Annotated in this window: 23 protein-coding genes; 17 read left to right on the top strand and 6 right to left on the bottom strand. The window is 66.0% G+C overall.

Going from position 1 to position 21504, the window contains the following annotated elements; genetic code table 11:
• Nucleotides 1-236: 236 nt before the first annotated feature.
• The 10 genes from secY (at nt 237) to G6N33_RS07615 (ending at nt 9391) form a co-directional block, all read left to right on the top strand.
• Nucleotides 237-1562 (top strand): preprotein translocase subunit SecY, encoded by a 1326-nt coding sequence (secY, locus tag G6N33_RS07660; RefSeq protein ID WP_044509859.1) that lies wholly within the window; start codon nt 237-239, stop codon nt 1560-1562.
• Nucleotides 1559-2104 (top strand): adenylate kinase, encoded by a 546-nt coding sequence (locus G6N33_RS07655; RefSeq protein WP_101528766.1) that lies wholly within the window; start codon nt 1559-1561, stop codon nt 2102-2104. The genes secY and G6N33_RS07655 overlap by 4 nt, the downstream gene beginning before the upstream one ends.
• Before the next feature lie 2 nt (nt 2105-2106).
• On the top strand, nt 2107-2907 hold the full coding sequence (gene map / locus G6N33_RS07650) for a type I methionyl aminopeptidase (RefSeq protein ID WP_044509861.1): 801 nt from the start codon (nt 2107-2109) through the stop codon (nt 2905-2907).
• A gap of 106 nt (nt 2908-3013) precedes the next feature.
• Nucleotides 3014-3505, top strand: a complete 492-nt coding sequence (locus G6N33_RS07645; protein WP_044509862.1) for a sigma-70 family RNA polymerase sigma factor — start codon at nt 3014-3016, stop codon at nt 3503-3505.
• A 58-nt stretch (nt 3506-3563) separates the two neighbouring features.
• On the top strand, nt 3564-4331 hold the full coding sequence (locus tag G6N33_RS07640) for an anti-sigma factor family protein (protein ID WP_081662390.1): 768 nt from the start codon (nt 3564-3566) through the stop codon (nt 4329-4331).
• Nucleotides 4332-4404: 73 nt separating this feature from the next.
• Entirely contained in the window at nt 4405-6147 is a 1743-nt protein-coding gene (locus G6N33_RS07635) for a thiamine pyrophosphate-binding protein (protein WP_044509863.1), read from the top strand.
• On the top strand, nt 6128-6775 hold the full coding sequence (locus G6N33_RS07630; protein WP_044509864.1) for a hypothetical protein: 648 nt from the start codon (nt 6128-6130) through the stop codon (nt 6773-6775). Before G6N33_RS07635 ends, G6N33_RS07630 begins: the two co-directional genes overlap by 20 nt.
• Nucleotides 6776-6782: 7 nt before the next feature.
• Entirely contained in the window at nt 6783-7802 is a 1020-nt protein-coding gene (locus G6N33_RS07625; RefSeq protein WP_044509865.1) for a 3-oxoacyl-ACP synthase III family protein, read from the top strand.
• Entirely contained in the window at nt 7802-8830 is a 1029-nt protein-coding gene (locus tag G6N33_RS07620) for a pyridoxal phosphate-dependent aminotransferase (RefSeq protein WP_044512852.1), read from the top strand. The genes G6N33_RS07625 and G6N33_RS07620 overlap by 1 nt, the downstream gene beginning before the upstream one ends.
• A gap of 60 nt (nt 8831-8890) precedes the next feature.
• The gene (locus tag G6N33_RS07615) at nt 8891-9391 is read left to right on the top strand and encodes a MarR family winged helix-turn-helix transcriptional regulator (RefSeq protein ID WP_044509866.1); all 501 of its coding nucleotides are present in this window, start codon (nt 8891-8893) and stop codon (nt 9389-9391) included.
• Nucleotides 9392-9401: 10 nt separating this feature from the next.
• Here the strand turns inward: G6N33_RS07615 and mmsB are convergent, their stop codons facing one another.
• The 3 genes from mmsB to G6N33_RS07600 are packed head-to-tail and all read right to left on the bottom strand — an operon-like array spanning nt 9402 to nt 13008.
• Nucleotides 9402-10292 (bottom strand): 3-hydroxyisobutyrate dehydrogenase, encoded by an 891-nt coding sequence (mmsB, locus tag G6N33_RS07610; RefSeq protein WP_044509867.1) that lies wholly within the window; start codon nt 10290-10292, stop codon nt 9402-9404.
• Between the two features lie 10 nt (nt 10293-10302).
• A complete protein-coding gene (locus tag G6N33_RS07605; RefSeq protein ID WP_044509868.1) occupies nt 10303-11484 on the bottom strand; it encodes an acyl-CoA dehydrogenase family protein in 1182 nt (393 codons plus the stop codon).
• 3 nt (nt 11485-11487) lie between these two features.
• Nucleotides 11488-13008 carry a CoA-acylating methylmalonate-semialdehyde dehydrogenase gene (locus tag G6N33_RS07600; RefSeq protein ID WP_044509869.1) on the bottom strand — a complete coding sequence of 507 codons (1521 nt, stop codon included), beginning with the start codon at nt 13006-13008 and terminating at the stop codon, nt 11488-11490.
• Nucleotides 13009-13131: 123 nt separating this feature from the next.
• On the opposite strand from G6N33_RS07600, the gene G6N33_RS07595 reads away from it, so the two are divergent.
• Genes G6N33_RS07595 through G6N33_RS07570 form a run of 6 tightly spaced genes read left to right on the top strand, consistent with a single transcriptional unit; the run spans nt 13132 to nt 17628 of the window.
• A complete protein-coding gene (locus tag G6N33_RS07595; protein WP_101528765.1) occupies nt 13132-14550 on the top strand; it encodes an NAD(P)/FAD-dependent oxidoreductase in 1419 nt (472 codons plus the stop codon).
• A gap of 45 nt (nt 14551-14595) precedes the next feature.
• Entirely contained in the window at nt 14596-15159 is a 564-nt protein-coding gene (locus G6N33_RS07590) for an RNA polymerase sigma factor (RefSeq protein WP_081662179.1), read from the top strand.
• Entirely contained in the window at nt 15156-15860 is a 705-nt protein-coding gene (locus G6N33_RS07585; RefSeq protein WP_044509871.1) for a Rieske (2Fe-2S) protein, read from the top strand. The genes G6N33_RS07590 and G6N33_RS07585 overlap by 4 nt, the downstream gene beginning before the upstream one ends.
• Nucleotides 15861-15890: 30 nt before the next feature.
• Nucleotides 15891-16292, top strand: coding sequence for a cupredoxin domain-containing protein (locus tag G6N33_RS07580; protein WP_044509872.1), 402 nt, complete (start codon nt 15891-15893; stop codon nt 16290-16292).
• A gap of 26 nt (nt 16293-16318) precedes the next feature.
• Complete coding sequence (locus G6N33_RS07575) at nt 16319-17227, top strand: metallophosphoesterase family protein (protein WP_044509873.1); 909 nt, start codon at nt 16319-16321, stop codon at nt 17225-17227.
• A complete protein-coding gene (locus tag G6N33_RS07570) occupies nt 17224-17628 on the top strand; it encodes a hypothetical protein (RefSeq protein ID WP_231382552.1) in 405 nt (134 codons plus the stop codon). Before G6N33_RS07575 ends, G6N33_RS07570 begins: the two co-directional genes overlap by 4 nt.
• On the opposite strand, the gene G6N33_RS07565 is transcribed toward G6N33_RS07570, so the two are convergent.
• The 3 genes from G6N33_RS07565 to G6N33_RS07555 form a co-directional block, all read right to left on the bottom strand.
• Nucleotides 17582-18652 (bottom strand): acyltransferase family protein, encoded by a 1071-nt coding sequence (locus G6N33_RS07565; protein WP_044509874.1) that lies wholly within the window; start codon nt 18650-18652, stop codon nt 17582-17584. The two genes, G6N33_RS07570 and G6N33_RS07565, sit on opposite strands and share 47 nt — an antisense overlap.
• A gap of 38 nt (nt 18653-18690) precedes the next feature.
• A complete protein-coding gene (locus tag G6N33_RS07560; RefSeq protein ID WP_044512856.1) occupies nt 18691-19779 on the bottom strand; it encodes an acyltransferase family protein in 1089 nt (362 codons plus the stop codon).
• 118 nt (nt 19780-19897) lie between these two features.
• On the bottom strand, nt 19898-20977 hold the full coding sequence (locus G6N33_RS07555) for an acyltransferase family protein (protein ID WP_044509875.1): 1080 nt from the start codon (nt 20975-20977) through the stop codon (nt 19898-19900).
• 129 nt (nt 20978-21106) lie between these two features.
• On the opposite strand from G6N33_RS07555, the gene G6N33_RS27850 reads away from it, so the two are divergent.
• Nucleotides 21107-21355, top strand: coding sequence for a hypothetical protein (locus G6N33_RS27850; RefSeq protein WP_044509876.1), 249 nt, complete (start codon nt 21107-21109; stop codon nt 21353-21355).
• Nucleotides 21356-21504: the final 149 nt, after the last annotated feature.

The raw sequence follows: 21504 nt of genomic DNA, 5'->3' as shown, positions 1-21504 counted from the left end.
CGCTCATATTGATACTTAGCAAATGCAACGAGCCATCAAAACTCTACGCCTCATGGCTGTCGGCTTTCTGAATTTTTTCCGACCCTTTCGGTACTGCCCCAGGCCGCCCATTTAAGGATTCGGTCTCACCAGCTGTTAGTCTCGTACACGATTTGACGCGTGACGCCGTACGTCCTGGCCTGCGGGTGTTGAGCGCGCGTACTGCAGGATGACCCCCGGCCGCGCAGGAGGATAGAGTGCTTTCGGCTTTCATCTCGTCGCTGCGAACAGTCGACTTGAGACGGAAGATTCTTTTCACGCTCGGCATCGTCGTGCTGTATCGCCTGGGCGCCGCACTTCCGTCGCCCGGGGTGAACTTTCCGAACGTTCAGCAGTGCATCAAAGAAGCCAGCGGCGGCGAGGCCGGGCAGATCTATTCGTTGATCAATCTGTTCTCCGGGGGCGCGCTGCTCAAGCTCACGGTGTTCGCGGTGGGCGTCATGCCCTACATCACCGCCAGCATCATCGTGCAGTTGCTCACCGTGGTGATCCCGCGGTTCGAGGAATTGCGCAAGGAGGGTCAGTCCGGCCAGGCCAAGATGACCCAGTACACCCGGTACCTGGCGATCGCGCTGGCCATCCTGCAGGCCACCAGCATCGTGGCGCTGGCGGCCAATGGCGGCCTGCTACAGGGGTGCTCGCTAGACATCATCGCCGATCAGAGCATCTTCACCCTGGTCGTCATCGTGTTGGTGATGACCAGCGGGGCGGCGCTGGTCATGTGGATGGGCGAGCTGATCACCGAGCGCGGCATCGGCAACGGCATGTCCCTGCTCATCTTCGTAGGTATCGCCGCACGCATCCCGGCGGAAGGCAAGACCATTCTGGACAGCCGCGGCGGCATGATCTTCGCCGCCGTCTGTGCGGCCGCGCTGATCATCATCGTCGGCGTCGTGTTCGTCGAGCAGGGCCAGCGCCGGATCCCGGTGCAGTACGCCAAGCGCATGGTGGGTCGACGCATGTACGGCGGCACCTCGACCTACCTGCCGCTCAAGGTCAACCAGGCCGGCGTTATCCCCGTCATCTTCGCCTCGTCGTTGATCTACATCCCGCACCTCATCACGCAGCTGATCCGCAGCGGCAGCGGCGGCGTGGGCAACAGCTGGTGGGACAAATTCGTCGGCACCTATCTGTCCGACCCGAGCGACCCGGTCTACATCGCCATCTACTTCGGCCTGATCATTTTCTTCACGTACTTCTACGTGTCGATCACCTTCAACCCCGACGAGCGTGCCGATGAGATGAAGAAGTTCGGCGGCTTCATCCCTGGCATCCGTCCTGGTAAGCCCACTGCCGACTATCTGCGCTATGTGCTGAGCAGGATCACGCTCCCCGGCTCGATCTACCTCGGGGCGATCGCGGTGCTGCCGAACCTGTTCCTGCAGATCGGGAACGCTGGAGCGGTACAAAACCTGCCATTCGGCGGCACCGCAGTGCTGATCATGATCGGTGTCGGGTTGGATACGGTCAAACAGATCGAGAGTCAGCTCATGCAGCGCAACTACGAAGGGTTCCTTAAGTGAGAGTCGTATTGCTGGGCCCGCCGGGGGCAGGCAAGGGCACGCAGTCGGAGAAGCTCAGCGAGAAGCTCGGGATTCCGCAGATCTCCACCGGGGACCTCTTTCGCAGCAATATCGGGCAGGGCACCAAGCTGGGCCTGGAGGCCAAGCGGTACCTGGACGCCGGCGACTTGGTGCCCTCCGAGCTGACCAATCAGCTCGTCGACGACCGGCTGGACGAACCGGACGTGGCGAACGGTTTCATCCTGGACGGCTACCCGCGCTCGATCGAGCAGGCCAAAGCGCTGCATGAGATGCTGGCCCGCCGCGGCACCGACATCGACGCGGTGCTGGAGTTCCGGGTGTCCGAAGACGAATTGCTGCACCGGCTCAAGGGCCGCGGCCGCGCCGACGACACCGACGAGGTCATCCTCAACCGGATGAAGATCTACCGGGACGAAACCGCCCCGCTGCTCGAGTACTACCGCGACCAGCTCAAGACCGTCGACGCCATCGGTGCGGTGGATGAGGTATTCGCCCGCGCGCTGCGGGCGCTGGGCAAGTAGCGATGAACCCGCTGGCGCGGTTGCGGAGCCGCAAGGTGGTGCCGCAGCGCAGCGCCGGCGAACTCGACGCGATGGCCGCGGCGGGCGCCGTGGTCGCCGCCGCCCTGCAGGCCGTGCAGGCCGCGGCCGCTTCCGGCAGCTCCACGTTGGGGTTGGACCAAATCGCCGAGACGGTGATCCGGGAGGCCGGCGCGACCCCGTCGTTTCTGGGATATCACGGCTATCCGGCGTCGATCTGTGCGTCCGTCAACGACCGGGTGGTGCACGGCATTCCGTCCGCCGCCGAGATCCTCGTGCCCGGTGACCTCGTATCGATCGACTGCGGCGCGATCCTGGACGGCTGGCACGGCGATGCGGCCATCACCTTCGGCGTCGGTGCCCTCGACCCGGCCGACGCGGCGCTGTCCGCGGCGACCAGGGAATCCCTGGAGGCCGGAATCGCGGCGATGATCCCCGGTAACCGGCTGACCGACGTCTCGCACGCCATCGAATTGGGAACCCGGGCGGCCGCGGTGCGGCACGGTCGCAGCTTCGGGATCGTCGAAGGGTACGGCGGTCACGGCATCGGCCGGCAGATGCACATGGACCCGTTCCTGCCCAACGAGGGATCGCCGGGCCGCGGACCGCTGCTCGCCGTCGGGTCGGTGCTGGCCATCGAGCCGATGCTGACCCTGGGGACGGGCAAAACCCGGGTTCTCGACGACGACTGGACGGTCACCACCACCGACGGATCCCGGGCCGCGCATTGGGAGCACACCGTGGCCGTCACCGAGGACGGACCCCGCATCCTCACGCTGCGCTAGACCTCGAACTAAACCGCTACTCAACTCGTGTCTATGGGCAGGAGGTGGTCGAGTGGCACGGGGTGCTGAGACTCGCCCGGCATCGGGTGCCGGGGAGGCTGCGTTGATGAAGGCGCTCTACGACGAGCACGCCGCGGTGCTGTGGCGCTACGCGCTGCGGTTGACCGGCGACCGAAGCCACGCCGAGGATGTCGTCCAGGAAACGTTGCTGCGCGCATGGCAACACCCGGAGGTCGTCGGCGACACGGAGCGGTCGGCGCGTGCCTGGTTGTTCACCGTGGCCCGGAACATGATCATCGACGACCGGCGCAGTGCGCGCTATCGCAACGTGGTCGGCTCGCTCGACGAAGAGGGGGCCCCGGAACAAGCGACGCCCGATGAGGTCAATGCGGCGCTGGACCGGCTGCTGATCGCCGAAGCGATGACGCAATTGTCCGCGGAACACCGGGCCGTCATCGAGCGGTCCTACTACCGCGGATGGACCACGGCGCAGATTGCTGCAGACCTCGAGATAGCCGAGGGAACTGTGAAGTCCCGACTACACTATGCCGTGCGGGCTTTGCGGCTCACTCTGCAGGAACTCGGAGTTACGAGATGACAGTCCCCCCACCCATCTGTGTGGTCATCGGCTCCGAATGCTTAAAGGGTGAATGGAGATGGATGAAATGAAAACGCCGCTACGCGGCTTGGGTCCGCCCGGCGACAACGAGGTCTTTGGTCTGATCATGGGTGATAACCACCGCTACGCGATGTGGGATGCCGCATACGTGCTGGGGTCGTTGTCCTCGGCCGACCGCCGCGAATTCGAGGCGCACATGGCCCAGTGTTCGGCATGCCGGGAGGCCGTCGCCGAGCTCAGTGGGGTGCCGGCCCTGCTGTCACAGCTTGACCGTGAAGAGGTGGCCGCAATGGGCCAGTCCGGAGCCGCCGCAGCGGCGCCGCCGGAGTTGTTGCCGTCGTTGCTGGCGAAGGTGGCTTGGCGGCGGCGCCGCGCCCGAATAATCACCTGGGTGGCATCGTCGGCCGCGGCCGCCGTGCTGGCGGTCGGCGTGTTCCTTGGTTTCCAGGGCATCCAGGGCCACTTCTCGTCGCCGACGCCCACGCAGCCCGTGGCCCAGTCGTCGGAGATGGCGCAGGTGGGTACCACCATGCTGGCGTCGACGGTGCAGTTGTCCAGCCAGCATTGGGGCACTGCCATCAACCTGAAGTGTGTCTGCCTGGCTCCGCCGTATGCGCACCATGACACGCTGGCGATGGTTGTGGTGGGTCGCGACGGCAGCAAGACACGGTTGGCGACCTGGGTGGCCGAACCCGGCCATACCGCGATGCCCGCCGCGAGCATTTCGACACCACTCGAGCAGATCGCTGCCGTGCAGGTGGTGGCGGCCGACAGCGGCGAGGTTCTGCTGGAACGCTCGCTGTAAGCCCCGGCAGGTGAACCACCGGCTCACCTGACTCGTGTCAAAGGCATCGTCTCAATCGAACTTAGGTGAGCAGATGCCTCGGAAGTACCGGGCTGTTGACCACATCGTCGAATATCTCGCGTCGATCGGCGCGAATCATATCTTCGGAGTGGACGGCGCCAACATCGAAGATCTTTACGACGCAGCATATTTCCACGCCGGCGTCACTGCGGTACTGGCCAAGCACGAATTCTCGGCGGCCACCATGGCCGACGGGTACAGCCGCAGCGGCGCCGGCCTGGGGGTGGTCGCCGCGACATCGGGCGGCGGTGCGCTGAATCTTGTAGCGGGCCTTGGCGAGTCGTTCGCCAGCCGGGTACCGGTGCTGGCATTGGTCGGTCAGACACCGACCTCCCTGGACGGTCGGGGCAGCTTCCAAGACACCAGCGGCTGCAACGGCGCCCTTGACGTCCAGGCGGTGTTCTCCGCGGTATCGGTGCACACCGAACGGGTGCTACGGCCGGCCGAGATCGGCGCCGCATTGTCCCGGGCCGTTGCCGCGGCACGCACCGGAGGCCCCGCAGTATTGTTGCTTCCCAAGGATATTCAGCAAGCACAGGTCTGCGCCGGGGCCATGCCAGCAGCCACGACCGCCGACCCGCGGCCGATCGGAAATCCGCATCCGATCGTGGGTTTGCTGCGCGACGCCGGCGGAACGATCACGATCATCGCGGGCGAACAGGTGGCGCGCGACGACGCTCGCGTTGAACTCGAACAGCTGCGCGCGGTCTTGCGTGCCCGGGTCGCGACCGTGCCGGACGCCAAAGATGCCTCGGGCACACCGGGATTCGGCCGGTCGTCGGCGCTCGGGGTGACCGGCGTGATGGGCCACCCGGGCGTCGTCGAAGCGATCGCCGCCAGCGCCGTGTGCCTGGTGGTCGGCACCCGGCTGCCGGTCACCGCCCGGGCCGGTCTCGACGAAGCCTTGGCGGCGGTGCGCACCGTCTCTATCGGCTCCGCGCGGCCGTACATCCCCTGCGCGCACGTGCACACCGAGGATCTGCGCGCCACGTTGCGAATGCTGACCCACGCCCTGTCCGGGAGCGGACGGCCAACGAGTGTAAGGGTTCCCGATGTCGTGCGACACTCGGAGCTGACGCCGCCGACCTGCGTCGGTACCGGTGTGCGCTACCGCGACGCGATGGCGGTGCTCGACGAAGTGCTGCCCGACGGCGCCGACATCGTGGTCGACGCGGGCAACACCGGTGCCTCCGCGGTGCACTACCTGTCGCCGCGGCGCGGCGGCAGGTTCACGGTCGCGTTGGGTATGGGCGGCATGGGCTACAGCTTCGGTGCCGGGATTGGAATGGCATTCGGGCGAGCCAACACCGGCCGATCGGATGGGCGTACCGTCGTGGTCGCCGGTGACGGCGCATTCTTCATGCACGGCATGGAGGTGCATACCGCGGTGCAGTACCGGCTGCCGGTGACCTTCGTGCTGTTCAACAACAACGCGCACGCCATGTGCGTGACGCGCGAGCAGCTGTACTACGACAGCGTGTACAGCTACAACCGTTTCCGACCCAGTCAGCTCGGTGCCGGGCTGGCCGCCATGTTCCCCGGCCTGATGTCGATGGACGTCAGCGACCGCAAAGGCCTCGCCAACGCCGTGCGCACGGCCCTCGAGGTCGACGGGCCGGCGGTGATCAGCGTCGAGTGCGCCGCCGACGAGATCCCGCCGTTCGCACCCTTCCTCACCGGAACGTCCGAATCCGGTGCAGCGAGCCAAATTTCGACGGTTAAGGAGAGATACCCCAATGTCGCTGCCAGCGCTTGAAGATATTCCGGACGTCATCGACGGGGTCACCCGCATCGAAACCTCGCCGCGGGAGAAGGTCACACCGGTGATCATGGACATGATGCGTTCGGTGTACCCGCACGATCAGGTCTTCGGTGAATACTGCACCGTCAACGATTACATCGACTGCCCCCCGGACGAGCTTTACCAGTACCTGTCCGACACCCGCAGCCTCGAGGAGTGGACGTACAGCCTGCGCGGGTTCACCCCGACCGAAGAACCGGGTTTGTGGCTGGCGTACGACCGGCTCGGCTCGGAGACCGAGATCTACACCCGCACCGTCGCCAATCCCGTGGCCCGCACCGTCGATTATCACTGCGCATGGGATCAGGGCAAGCACCTGTGGATGATCTATCTGATGCGCGTCATCGATGCACAGGTGGTGCTGAACAAGCCGGGTTCGGTTGTGCTGTGGACGAATTGCCATCACCCGTTCTACGACAACAATCCTTACCCGGAAACCGCCCCGCCGCAGCGACCGGTGTGGGTGGGCGACTTCTGGGACATGTTCGGAGCCGGACATCTGCTGGAGATGAAGAACCTCAAGGCAATCGCCGAGTACCGCCACCGCAATGGTCTCTCGGTCACCCCCGACTGGATGAAATGAGCACACCATGGGCACACCAAGCGTTAGCCTGATCGACGTCTCCACCTATCTGCCCGGGCCGCCGATCCCCGCGGACTACTACGCTCAGTTCGCCGAAACCGACGACCTTCGGGACAACGTCATGTTCCGGGCGCCGAAGTTCCGTCACCACGTCGGACCGCAGGAAAGCTCCATCGACATGATCGAACGTGCGGTTGCGGGCCTGATCGAACGGCACGGGCACGACGTCGTCGAAGGTGCGGACGTCCTGATCACCCACACGCAGGTGCCCGACATGGCGTTTTACGGGCAGGGCGGCGGCATTGCGCACCGGCTCGGTTTACGGCCGTCGTGGGTACTCGACCTGAACAATGGTGGGTGTGCGGCATTTGTGTTGGCGCTCAACGTGGCTCGTAAGCTACTGGCGTCGGGCGAGGGACGTACGGCGCTGATCGCCGTCGCGCAGAACGCGGCCGGCCAGTTCTTCGACCAGCCCACGATTCGCCGCAAGGCGCAATCGGCGGTCCCCGGCGACGGTGCCGCCGTCGGGTTGGTCACCATCAGCGACCAATCACCGATCCTGGACGTCGAGTGCCGCACCTACGGTGAGTACGCCGGGGAGATGACGCTGTCCTTCGACCCGCCCCGCAAGTGGTGGCAGGCCGGCCCCGGTGAGGGAAGCATCGGTTTCACCGAAAGCAAGATCACCAAGGTGCTGGCCCGCGGGAACCGGCAGGTGCCCGAGGTGGCGCTCGCTGTTTGCGACCGGATCGGCTTGCCCGCCAAGGACATCGACGTGTTGGTCACCAATCAGCCTAACCGGGCGTTCCTGCGGAATTGGCGGGACGCGCTCGAGGTGCCCGCGCAACGTCACGCCGACACGTTTGACGAATGTGGCAACCTGTTCGGCGCCGGCATCCCGATCAACCTCGACCGCGCGATCTGCAACGGCCAGCTCAAGTCCGGCGAGGTGGTGCTGATGGCCGGTTTTGCCCATGCCGGTGATTTCGCCGGCGCCGCGGCGGTGCGGTGGGGTGGCCGAGGGTGATGCGGCCCACCCTGAGTTCGGTTGCCGCCGAGGCTGATGACGTGTTTCCCCACGCGACCGATCCACTTGCCCTGTCGCTGAACGAGAATCCGTTCCCGCCGCTGCCCGCGGTACGGTCGGTGCTGGTGCGGTCGATCGATGCGGCCAACCGCTATCCGGAGTTTCTGCCCGAGCGGTTACGCAGCGTGATCGCGGGCCGCATCGGGGTGCCCGCGGACCAGGTGGTGCTCGGCGCGGGCGCGACGGGAGTGGTGCTGCAAGCCTTGCAGGCGTTGACCGTTCCGGGTGACACGATGGTGATGTCGACACCCACCTTCGACGGCTACCCGATCATCGCGCGGATGGCGCGGCTGAAGGCGGTGAGCGTGCCGCTCGACAAGGGCGGCCACAACCACTTCAACCGGCTGGCCGATGCGGCCGCTACCGCCCGGGTGGTGGTGGTGTGCCGACCGCACAACCCCACCGGGACCCTGGAACCGGTGGCGCACCTGCTGCGGTTCCTGCGCCGAGTACCGCCAGACACCGTCGTGCTGCTCGACGAGGCGTACATCGAGTTCGCCGCGTCAGACCACTGGATCGATATCGCGGCGCTGATACCGCGATTCCCGAACGTGGTGGTGGTACGGACATTCTCCAAGGCATACGGTTTGGCCGGGCTGCGGATCGGCTACGGCGTGGCGGCGCCGCAGCTGGCCGAAATGTTGTGGTCCCAGCAGCTGCCGTTCGGCATCGCGCTGACCAGCCTGCCCGCCGTGGTCGCCTCCTACGATGCCGAAGATGAACTGCAGCAACGCATCCAGTGGATCACCTCGGAGCGGCGTTACCTGCGGATGCGGCTGTCCGCGCTGGGCATCTACACCACCGACGCACACGCGAACTTCATGTATCTGCCGGCGATGGGCCAGCGCTGGAGTGAGACGTTCGCCGGCACCGGGCTGCGGGTGCGCTGCTACCCGGACGGCGGTGCCCGCATCACCGTGGCCAGCCGCGAATCCACGCTGGCGGTGCTGGCCGCGGTGAGCAAATAATCACCGGCCGAAACGAGCAGGTCGCCCCGCTCCGGGCGCAAGTGCGGTAAGAAAAAGCGTGTGGCGGTAGACAAGAAGCGTGACCCGATAGCCGCCGCACGGACCAACTGGGAGCGTGCGGGCTGGGGTGATGTCTCGCAGGGCATGGTCGCGGTGACATCAGTGATGCGTGCACACCAGATCCTGCTGGCCCGGGTGGAGGCGGCGCTACGCCCGTACGATCTGAGCTTCTCGCGTTACGAGCTGTTGCGGCTACTCGCATTCAGCCGGACCGGCGCGCTGCCGATCACCAAGGCCTCCGACCGGCTGCAGGTCCACGTGACCAGCGTGACCCACGCGATCCGCCGGCTCGAGGCCGACGGGCTGGTGCAGCGTGTGCCGCACCCCACCGACGGCCGCACCACGCTGGTGCAGATCACCGAGCTCGGCCGATCCACGGTGGAGGACGCCACCGTCACGCTCAACGAACAGGTATTCGCCGACATCGGCATGGACGTCGACGAGTCGCGGGCCCTGGTCTCCTCGATCGAAACGTTGCGCCGCAACGCCGGCGACTTTTAGCTCTCGGCTCTCACTTGCGCAGCGCCTCGATGACGGCGCTGAAGTCCAAGGCGGCGTGCGAGACATCGGACGCGACGAACTCGGCATAGATTTCGGCGGCGTGCTTGCCCAGCGGGACGGCCGAACCCGTCGAGGACACCGCGTCCATCGCCAGCCCCAGATCCTTGTTCATCAGCGCGGCCGCGAAGCCGGGCCTGAAGGCATGGTTGGCCGGTGAGGCCGGAACCGGGCCCGGCACAGGGCAATTGGTGTGCACGGCCCAGCAGTTGCCGGTTGCCCCGGTGATCACGTCGAATAGCGACTGCGCCGAGAGCCCGAGCTTCTCCGCGAGCACGAACGCCTCGCCGATCGCGATCTGTTGCACCGCCAGCACCATGTTGTTGCAGACCTTGGCGGCCTGCCCGGCCCCGGCGCCACCGCAGTGAATGATCTTGCCCGCCATGGGTTCCAGGACGGGGCGGGCGCGTTGCACCACGTCTTCGTCGCCGCCCACCATGAACGCGAGCGTCCCGGCGACTGCACCCTTCACACCGCCGGAGACCGGGGCGTCCAGCTGGACCACGCCCTGCGACTCGGCCTGCGCGTGTACCTCGCGGGCGTCGTTGACCGAGATGGTGGAGCTGTCGATGAACAACGCGCCCGGACGCGCCGAGGGCAGCACCTCGGCGTAGCAGCGCTTGACCAGATCGCCGTTGGGCAGCATGGTAATGACGACGTCCGCGCCGGTGACTGCATCGCCGGCGCTGTCGAATCCGGTGACGCCGTCGGCGACGGCGGCGGCCAGCGCCGCGGGCACCGGATCGAATCCGCGCACCGCATGGTTGGCGGCGACGAGATTGGCTGCCATCGGTGCGCCCATGTTGCCCAGCCCCAGGAACGCGACCGTCAAATGCTCCGTCATCTCGGCCCTTCTACGCGTCGGCGCGGAACCGGGCGGACTCGGCTCGGCCGATGACCACCCGCATGATTTCGTTGGTCCCTTCCAGGATGCGGTGCACGCGAAGATCTCGAACGATCTTTTCCAGACCGTACTCGCGCAGGTAGCCATAGCCGCCGTGCAATTGCAGGGCCTTGTCCGCGACGTCGAAGCAGGTGTCGGTGACATAGCGTTTTGCCATGGCGCACAGCTCAACCTTGTCCGGGTCGTCGGTGTCCAGCGCATTGGCCGCGCGCCACAACATCAGTCGCGAGGTTTGCAGGCCGGTCGCCATGTCGGCCAGGGCGAAGCGGATGGTGGGCTCGTCGAGCAGTGCTGAGCCGAACGCCTGGCGATCGCGCACATAGGCCCCGGCCTTGTCGAAGGCGGCTTGCGCGCCGCCCAGCGAGCAGGCCGCGATGTTGAGCCGGCCACCGTTGAGGCCGTTCATCGCGATGCCGAATCCCGCCCCTTCGCCCTCGGCGCCGCCGAGCATCGCGCGGGCAGGAACCCGCACGCCCTCCAGAATGACCTGCGCGGTCGGTTGCGCGTGCCAGCCCATCTTCTGCTCGGGTGGGCCGAAACTCAGCCCTGGAGTGCCTTTTTCGACGATGAACGCCGAAATGCCGCGCGGGCCGGGGTTTTCTGGGCCCCCGGTCCTGGCCATCACCACGTAGACGTCCGAGGCGCCCGCTCCGGAGATGAACTGCTTGACACCGTCGAGTACGTAATCGGCGTCTTTTCCCGGACCCTGCTTGACGGCACGGGTGCTCAGCGCGGCGGCGTCGGACCCGGCGCCGGGTTCGGTCAGGCAGTAGCTGGCGATGACCTCCATCGGCGCCAGCCGCGGAATCCATTCCTTGCGTTGCTCAGCGGTACCGAAGGTGTCGATCATCCAGGCACACATGTTGTGGATGGACAGGAACGCCGCGGTGGTGGGATCGGCGATCGCCAGTTGCTCGAAGATCCGGACACCGTCGAGCCGGCGCAGCCCGCTGCCGCCGACGTCTTCGCGGCAGTAGATCGCCGCCATGCCCAGCTCGGCAGCCTCGCGCAAGATGTCGGTCGGGAAATGCGCGTCGGTGTCCCATTCCAGGGCGTACGGGGCAAGGCGTTTGGCGGCGAACGCGGCCGCCGTTTCGGAAATGACCCGTTCCTCGTCGTTGAGGGTGAACATGGGCTAATCCATTGTCGGAATGACGAACTCGGCGCCGTCCTTGATGCCCGATGGCCACCGTGAGGTCACCGTCTTGACCTTGGTGTAGAACTGGATCGAGGCCGGGCCGTGCTGGTTGAGGTCGCCGAATCCGGAGCGTTTCCAACCGCCGAAGGTGTGGTAGGCGACCGGGACCGGGATCGGCACGTTGACGCCGACCATGCCGACCTGTACCCGGGAGACGAAGTCGCGTGCGGCGTCACCGTCGCGGGTGAAGATCGCGACGCCGTTGCCGTATTCGTGTTCGGACGGTAACCGCAGCGCCTCTTCGTAGTCGCGGGCCCGCACGATGCACAACACCGGACCGAAGATCTCGTCGGTGTAGATGGACATGTCGGGGGTGACGTGGTCGAACAGGGTCGGTCCGATGAAGAAGCCGCCCTCGAGATTGGCGTCACCGAAGGTGAGGTCGTCGCTGCGCCGGTCGCGCCCGTCGATCACGATTTCGGCGCCGGCGGCCACACCCTGGTCGATGTAATTGCGCACCCGGGCCACCGCGGCCTCGGTGACCAGCGGACCATAGTCGGCCTTGGGGTCCAAACTGTGTCCCACGCGCAGGTTGTTGATCCGCTCAACGAGCCTGGCGCGCAAGCGTTCCGCGGTTTGCTCGCCGACGGGCACCGCGACGCTGATCGCCATGCAGCGCTCGCCCGCGCTGCCGTAGCCGGCGCCGATCAGCGCGTCGACGGCCTGATCCAGGTCGGCGTCGGGCATCACGATCATGTGGTTCTTGGCACCGCCGAAACACTGTGACCGTTTGTCGTTGGCCGCGGCGGTCGCATAGATGTAGTGGGCGATGTCGGAACTGCCGACGAACCCGACCGCCTGGATGTCGGGGTGGTGCAGGATCGCGTCGACCGCTTCCTTGTCGCCGTGCACGACCTGGAACACACCCGGCGGCAGGCCGGCCTCGCAGAATAGCTCGGCCAGCCGCACCGGGACCGACGGGTCGCGCTCGCTGGGCTTCAACACGAAGGCGTTTCCACAGGCCAACGCGGGACCGGCCTTCCACAACGGGATCATGGCCGGGAAGTTGAACGGGGTGATGCCTGCGACCACGCCCAACGGTTGGCGCAGCGAGTAGACGTCGATGCCCGGGCCGGCGCCCTCGCTGTATTCCCCCTTGAGCAGATGCGGAATCCCGACGGCGAACTCGATGACCTCGATGCCGCGCTGGATGTCGCCGCGCGAATCGGCAACGGTCTTGCCGTGCTCGAGGGACAACAGCTCGGCCAGTTCATCGACATTCTGGTTCACCAGGTCGATGAACTTCATCATCACGCGGGCACGGCGCTGGGGATTCGTTGCAGCCCAACCCGTTTGGGCCTCGACCGCGGAGGCGACCGCGGCGTCGACGTCGGCTGACGACGCCATCGGGACTTTCGCCTGCACCGCACCGGTGCTGGGGTTGAAGACGTCGGCGGTGCGGCCGGATTGGCCGGCGACGCGCTTACCATCGATGAAGTGCGGGATCTGCGTGGTCATGGGTTGCCCTCGGGGTATGTGTTCGCGTAAGCGAGCGGATACTTGGATATCCTAGTAACCGGTTTACTCGGTTGCAAGGTGAGCTGACTGGCGGTGGCGGCGCGGGCTAGCGTTGAGCCCGGTATGCAGAATATCGAGGCGGACTACCTCGTCATCGGCGCGGGTGCCATGGGCATGGCGTTCCTGGACACGCTGGTCACAGAGACTTCAGCGACGCGGGCCCGCGTCGTGGTAGTGGATCGCAACGATGCTCCCGGCGGGCATTGGAATGCCGCCTACCCCTTCGTCAGGTTGCACCAGCCGTCGGCGTTTTACGGTGTCAGCTCGCTTCGGCTGGGCCGCGACACCGTCGACCGCACCGGCTGGAATGAGGGACTCTACGAGCTGGCGAGCGCCGGGGAGGTTCGCGGCTACTACGACCACGTCATGCGTCGGCAGCTGTTGCCGACCGGGCGGGTGGAGTACTTCCCGAACAGCGAATACCTCGGGGCGGGCCGCTTCGTCACGCCGGCCGGCGAGGAGTACACCGTCCGCGTCGCACACCGCATCGTCGACGCGACCTACCTGGGCGTCACCGTGCCCGCAATGCGTCCGCCGCCCTACCCGGTCGCGCCCGGCATCGCCTGCATTCCCCCCAACGACCTGCCCGGCAGCCCCGCCTACGACCGCTACGTCATCGTCGGTGCCGGCAAGACCGGCATCGACACCTGCCTGTGGCTGCTGGGTCGCGGCATCGAGCCGGAACGACTGACCTGGATAATGCCGCGCGATTCCTGGTTATTGGATCGAGCGACCATGCAGCCGGGTCCGATGTTCGCCGACCGCATCAAGGCCGCCTTCATCGCGCAACTGCGGGCCATCCGGGACGCCACGTCGCCCGACGATTTGCTCACCCGCCTCGAAGACGCCGGCACCCTGCTGCGGCTCGATCCGGACGTCCGGCCGACCATGTACCGCTGCGCCACCGTCACCCGCGCCGAACTGGACCAACTGCGGCGCATCGACGACATCGTCCGGTGCGGCCATTTGCTGCGGGTTCAGCGCCGCCAGCTGGTTCTCGAAGGCGGCGTACGGCGGATGGACGACCGCACTCTTTTCCTCGATTGCAGCGCCGATGGTGCCGAAAAGCGCCCTGCCACACCCATTTTCGAAGCCGCCCGGATCACGTTGCAAAGCGTGCGGGGCTGCCAGCAGGTGTTCAGCGCGGCGCTGACCGCTCACGTGGAGGCGGCCTATGCCGATGACGACGTCAGGAATCGGCTGTGTGTAGCGCTGCCGCATCCCGACACCGACTTCGACTGGTTGCATCTGGCGCGGGCCGACTACGCCAACCAACTGCGCTGGTTTGACGATCCGGAACTGACCGCATGGCTGTCCGACTGCCGGTTGGACCTGTTCGGTCAGCTGGTCGGTCAGTTACTTCCGCCCGCCTCGGCGAAACCCCGGGTACGGCAGCGGATGCTGCGCGTCGCGACGTCGGTGTTGACGGCCACCGCCGCGAAGCTCGACGAGCTGATCGGCACCTCAGCCGGCAAACCCTGACCTTCGCTGTAACCCAGGAGGATATTCATTGGGTGGAGGAGGCAGGTGACGCCACACAACCACCCAACCGATGACCCGCCGGGCCCGCGGCCATTGCGTGCGGTGCCCGACAGCCGTCACGATGACGGCTACGCCGACTGGGCGGCGGTGTATCAGGACAACGCGGCCTGGGTGTACCGAACGCTGTTTGCCCGGGTGGGTAATCGGGCCGACGCCGAGGACCTCACCGCCGAGGTGTTCCTGGCCGCGCTGCGGCCGCTGCGGCTGACCGCCAGCGTCGGCGAGGTGCGGTCCTACCTACGGGCCACCGCGCGCACGGTGCTGGCCGCGCATTGGCGCGAGACGATGGGTCGCGAAATCACCTCGATCGAGGACATCGAGCAACCGCCCGACAGTCCGGACGCGATCAGTACCGCCCCGGCGCGGGTGGCCCGGGTGCTGCAAACCCTCCCGGACCGCTATCGTCAGATCTTGGAATTGCGTTTCCTGCAGGGTAATTCGATCAAAGACTCCGCCGTGGAGCTGGGCATCAGCGTTGCCAATGCCAAAGTGCTGCAGCATCGTGCTCTGCGACTGGCGGCGCAGGTCAACGATGGGGGCCCGTCATGAACGCGCGAGGGATGCGCCGCTACGTCGACGATTTGCTGCGGGGCCGCCGCCCCAAATCGTTCGCGCCCGATGATTTCGAAGCCGCCCAGATTCGCACCGCGATCGAGTTGCGTGCGGCCCGCAGCGGTCCCGACGCGGCGGCGTCGCCGCGCCCGGAGTTCCTCGACGACTTGCAACGGCGCCTCGCCGAGCAGCTGGGCGAGACGCCGCAGCGCCCGGCGCCGACGGTGAACACGACGCGCCGTCAGGTCATCGTCGGTACCTCGGCCGCGGCCGCCGCCGCCGTGACGGCAATCTCCATCGATCGCGCGGTGACCGGGAGCGGCACCGAGGGCCCCGCGGTCGCGGCGGAGCTGAAGCCCAACGACGGAAGCTGGCAGCGAGTCGCGGCCAGTGCGGATGTGCCGGACGGCCGCATGCGTGCGTTCGATCTCGGGGCGGTCAGCGGATTCGTCCGTCGCGTCGACGGCCAGGTGCAGGCGGTCTCCGGGGTGTGCACGCATCAGGGATGCCGGTTGTGGTTCGATGCCCCCGACGACCGGTTGCGTTGCCCGTGCCATTCGACGTCGTTTTCTCCCACCGGGGAAGTGCTCACCCATCAACTGCCAATCTCACCAAAACCGCTGCCTAAGTTGATGGTTCGCGAGGCCGACGGTGTCGTCGAGGTGTTCGCGCCGCCGCACCCCGAACAGCCGACCTAAGCGGTGTAACCCCCGGCGCTATCTGTTGGCATGAAGATCGCCACGCTTAGCAAACATTCGGTCGCGGTGGCGACCGTGGGGCTGGTGGTAACGGGGTGCTCGGCTTCCAGGCCCGCCGCCGGTGCGCACGACACCATGCCGATGATGTCCATGTCGGTCACCGCGCCGGCCGCCCCGGTCAGCGGTGACCAGGTCGCCATCGACGGTTTCGCGTTTGTACCCGCCGCGTTGACCGTCAAGGCGGGCACCTCCGTCACCTGGACCAACCGTGACGAAGAACCCCACACGGTGGCCGCCACCGACGGCGCATTCCACTCGCCGGGTATGGGGACGGGGGCCACCTTCACCCACACCTTCGCCACCGCAGGCACTTTCGACTACGTCTGTTCGATCCACCCGATGATGCACGGCACCGTGGTGGTGACCGCGTGAACCGCACTGATGGTCCCGCTCATCCGATGAGCCGGCGTCAGCTGATGCGCCACACGGCATGGTTCGGCGCGGCGGTCGGGTTCGCGGTGGCGGGCGGCGAGGTCATCTCGCACGCCGCCGGAGCCTCGGTTTCCGCGCCGGCGCGCCAGCGGCCAGCGCTGCGCTTCGCTCAGGTCAGCGACAGCCACTTGGGTTTCACGGGTACGGCCAACCCGGACGTGTCCGGGTCCTTCGGCCACGCCATCGACCAGATCAACAACCTGGGCTACACACCCGATTTCGTCATCCACACCGGCGACCTCACCCATCTGTCCACTCCCGAGCAGTTCGACCAGGTGCACCAGATGATGAACGGGCTGCGGACACCACACGTGTTCACCGTGCCCGGAGAGCACGATTCGATCGACGATGCCGGCCAGAAGTACCGGAAGGCCTTCGGTTCGGGGTCGGTAGGGGACGGGTGGTACAGCTTCGATATCGCCGGAGTCCATGTGATTGCGTTGGTCAACACCCTGAACCTGCGCAAGCTCGGTCACCTCGGGGTCGACCAACTGGAGTTCGTTCGCAAAGATGTCGCGGGGCTGTCCGGTGATACGCCGATCATCGTGTTCAGCCACATCCCGTTGTTCGCGATGTACCCGGACTGGGGCTGGGGCACCGACGACGCGACCCAGGCGCTGAGCTACCTGCGTCGGTTCGCGTCCGTGACGTGTATCAACGGGCATGTGCACCAATTGTTCTCCAAGACGGAAGGCAACGTGTCGTTCTACAGCGGGACGACGACCGCCTACCCGCTGCCACATCCCGGCGACGGACCCGCGCCCAAGCCGATCACGCTGCCGGCCGGCAAGCTGCACGACGCACTGGGCATCCGCGAGGTCAGCTACACCAAGGGCGAGACGGCGCTGGCGCTGAAAGAACAGCGGCTGCAATGAACATCGTGATCCGCGCTGGTTATGCGGCGTCCTTGCTGAGCAGCTCCGCCATCCATGGCTACCTGTATATCCATGGTTACCAACATATTCCGACGATCGGTACCGCCTTTCTGGTCCAGGCCAGTGTCGCGTTCGCGTTGGCGCCGCTGATCCTGCTGGGCGGTCCTTGGTGGTTGCGCTGGGCGGCGGCTGGCACCGCCGGCGGATCACTGATCGCCTTCGGGCTCTCCAGGGCAGGCGGGTTTCTCGGCTTCGCCGAGAGTGGTTGGGCCCCTTCGCCTTATGCGGCGATCAGCGTCGGCGCCGAAGTTCTGACGCTGTTGCTGTGGGGATTTGACGGCTACCGCGCTGGTTTCAGGCCGGGCTGGCGGCGAGTTCGGGGCCGCGCCAGCGCCGTCTGAGCCGAGATTTGAACGCCTGTGCCGGCCGTTCGATCAGAAACCAGCTGAGCGCGGCCAGCGGCAGCGTGGTCAGCGTCGCGATGATCGCGAATAGAAGCGGATTCAGATGTCCGAGGCCGCCGATGATCAGCAACTGCTGGATTGGGAACGCGTAAATGTAGGTGCCATAGGACAGATCGGTCGGCAACCTCAGATACTCGTTGTGAGTGAGGGCGCCGGAAACAATGAGAACATACGCCAACGGCAGGGCGCCGACCAGGCGGTAGTCAGGTAGCAGGCTCGAAGCGGCGACCGCCACAACACTGCCCGCGACGAACGACCATCGAGCGGGAATCGCGTCCTTCCACTGGTACATGACGGCACCGGCGGCAAACATGACGGCGAAGCGCGCGATGCACTGCGCATTGCTCCACGTCCCCGGAAATGTCATGGGCGGCAAGGATGCCGCCAGACCTACCGCCAGTGCCAACACCACCACGGACGTCCACCGGCGCCGGCCCAGCCCCACCAGGCCGAGCACGACAACAGCGGCATAGCACAGCACCTCGTAGATCAGGGTCCACAGCGAACCGTTCCACACACCCGGATACGGAATCCCGGTCGGTGTACCACCCACATCGAACTTGAGTAGCGCCACGGCGCTGTTGCCCAGCACGTACTCGAACGGCGCACTCGACATCAGCAGCCCCGCGCCCGATCCGCCCTGCAACGTCACACCAATTGGGGCGATGACAAACGCGGTCACCACCAGGCAGACATACAGGCCGGGCAGGATGCGCAGAGCCCGAGCGACGACATAGTCGCGGACCCGCGGGTTGTTGAGCCAACTCGCGGTGATCAGGAATCCCGAGATCGCGAAGAAGCCGTCGACGCCCAGCCCGAACAGCAATCGCCGCACCGGACCAGACGGCGGCAGCACGCCCGTGAGTGCGAACGAATGCCACAGGATCACTTCGCCGGCCATCGCGAGGCGCAACGCATTTAGCGCGTTGCTGCGCGGATCGAATACCTGCCCGAGCTTCATACCCGTCCGGACTCCTGGCGTTATGCCGTTCTAGTTAATCAGGTCCGGCTGGCGTAGGCGAGTTCGGCGTCGGCAGGCTTGCGTTTGACCTTCCGGTTGAGCCGGACTCGCAGTGATCGCGCGGGCTTTTCGATCAGGAACCAGCTCAGCGCGGCCAGCGGCAGCGTAGCGGCCGTGGCGACGACGAAGAACAACACCGGGTGCAACGCAGCCAAACCGCAGATCACCAGCAATTGCTGGACCGGAAATGCGTAAATGTAGGCGCCGTAAGACAAGTCGGTGCGCAACCGCAGTCGTTCGTGCCGGAGCAGCGAACCCGACACGATGATCGCGTAGGCCAGCGGCAGTGCGCCGATCACCCGGTAATCGGGCAGCAGGCTTGAGGCAACGACAATGAGCACGCTCACCGCCACCAGCGACCAGCGAGCCGGAATGACGTCTCGCCACAGATACATCACCGCGCCGGCCGAAAACATGATCGCGAAGCGAACCGCGAGTTGCAGGTTGGTCCACGGCCCGGGGTAGGTCAGCGGCGGCAACAGGATTGCCGCGACGATCCCCAGTGCCAGCGCCCCGACCGGAAGCCAGCGGCGATTTGCCAGTCCAACCAGGCCGATCCCCGCGACGATGAGATAGCAGAGCACCTCCCACACGAGGGTCCACACCGATCCGTTCCACACCCCGTGCTCCGGAACTCCGCGCGGTGTTCCGGCGATATCCAGCGCCAGCGTCGACAGCAGGGTGCTGTTCTTCACGACGTATTCGATTGGCGCGCTGGAAAACAGCAGCTTCCCGGCATGACCGCCCTGGATGGCCACACCGAGCGGGGCGATCACGAACGCGGTCACTGCCAAGCACGCCCAGAGTCCGGGCAGGATGCGCAGTGCCCGGGCCAGCAGATAGTCACGCAGATTCGGGTCGCGCAGCCAACTGGAGGTGATCAGAAACCCGGAAAGCGCGAAGAACCCGTCGACTCCGGTTGAAAAAAGCAGCTGAAGAATCGGTTTGGCCGACACACCGTGACCCGTGATGGGAAAGGAGTGCCACAGGATCACCTCCGCCGCCAGCAGCAACCGCCACGCGTTCAGCGCATTATGTCGCGGATCGAATGCCCGCCCGAGTGTTATCCGCGTTGCACGCGTGGTTCCCAACCCCATGTGGCGCAATCATATCCGCTGCCGACCGTCGTGCCTGGTGACGCGGAGCTGCACCGCCCGTCGGCCACGCGCGCAGCAACGCCGACGATCACCCGGCGCGGTCGGCTTCGGAGAGCTCAGAGCCCCTCCACTTCCGTTTCAGTCGAGCCTTCAGCGACTGTGAGGGCTTTTCTATCAGAAACCAGCTGAGCGCTGACAGCGGCACCACGGCGGCCGTCGAGAGACCGGCGAAGGCGAACACCGGCAGTGTTGCGAGCCCACAACTTGCCAGCAACTGTTGCATCGGGAACGCGTAAATGTAGACGCCGTAAGACAAGTCCGTCCGCAGCCGCAAGCGCTGTTTGTGAATCATCACCGCGGCGACGACGACGGCGTAGGCCAGGGGCAGCGCCGCAACCACCCGGTAGTCCGGCAGCACCGCGGCAGCGACGACGACGACGACCACACTGACCGCGACGAGCGACCAGCGAGCCGGAATGGCGTCGCGCCACTGATACATCACGGCGCCGGCCGCGAACATGATGGCCGACCGCACCGCGAGCTGCGGGACGGTCCACACGCCCGGGAAGGTCAACGGCGGTACGAACAGTGCCCCGATCACGGCCGCCGCCAAGATCATCGGTGATACCCAGCGCCGATTCGCCAGTCCGGCCAAACCGATGCCGGCCACCGCGAGATAGCACAGCAACTCCCAGATCAGTGACCACAGCGACGCGTTCCAGCCGCCGTCGGCGAACGGAACCCCGACCGGTGTGTCACCGACATTGTGGTGCAGATACGCGACCGCACTGTTTTTCAGCACATACTCGATCGGCGCGGACGATGTCAGCAGCTCCCCGGCCGAACCGCCGTTGACCGCCAGATTGAGCGGGGCGAACACGAATGCGGTGACGATCAGGCAGACGTAGAAACCCGGCAGAATGCGCAGCGCCCGCGCGGTCAGGAAATCGCGGAGTTTCGGGTCGTTGACCCAACTGGCGGTGATGAGGAATCCCGAAATCGCGAAGAACCCGTCGACGCCCACCGAAAAGAGAAGCTGCAGCAGCAGATGTGGCGGCGTGCGGCCGGTGACCGGCCACGAATGGAAAACCATCACCTCGGCAGCCAGCCCCAGCCGAAACAGATTGAGTGCGTTGTTGCGGGGGTCGAACACCTGCGCTAGCTTCATGAGCCCTTATCTGTATTGTCGTGTCCCCCGGGGCGTCGGCCATAGTAGTCGGCGCGATCGAAAAGCCCGCGCCGGTGCGGTCGGCGGCAACACTACGCGGTGCCCGCGATCGGTCGCCTCGGATGCTCGATGACGGGATCGATGACGGTGGCCCCCAGCTTGCCATCCGCTAGAGCGGGCGACGTGTGCTTCAAGCGTGATTTGAGCGACAGCGCGCTTCTCGACCTGGAACCAGCTCAGCGCGGCCAGCGGCAAGGTGGACAGCGCCGCGAGCAAGGTGAACTCAACTGGGGGCAGGAAGCCGGGTCCGCAAATGACGAGCAATTGCTCAGCCGTGATGAGCTGGTCGAATGGGGGGAAGCAACGTACGGCCGGTGAGCGGCCAAGCGTGTTCCCAGATCACGCCCGTCGCCAGAATCAGCCGCCAGGTATTGAGCGCATTGTTTCGGGGATCGAACACTTGCGCGAGTTTCTGACCCAAGTTCAATGGCCCGAACCCCCCGTCGGCCCGTCGGCCCGTCGGCGAC

The organism is Mycobacterium simiae, from assembly GCF_010727605.1.
In the GTDB taxonomy this organism is placed as follows: Bacteria; Actinomycetota; Actinomycetes; order Mycobacteriales; family Mycobacteriaceae; genus Mycobacterium; species Mycobacterium simiae.
The sequence above is the reverse complement of the archived record's forward strand: the minus strand, read 5'-3'. Positions and strand labels throughout refer to the sequence as shown.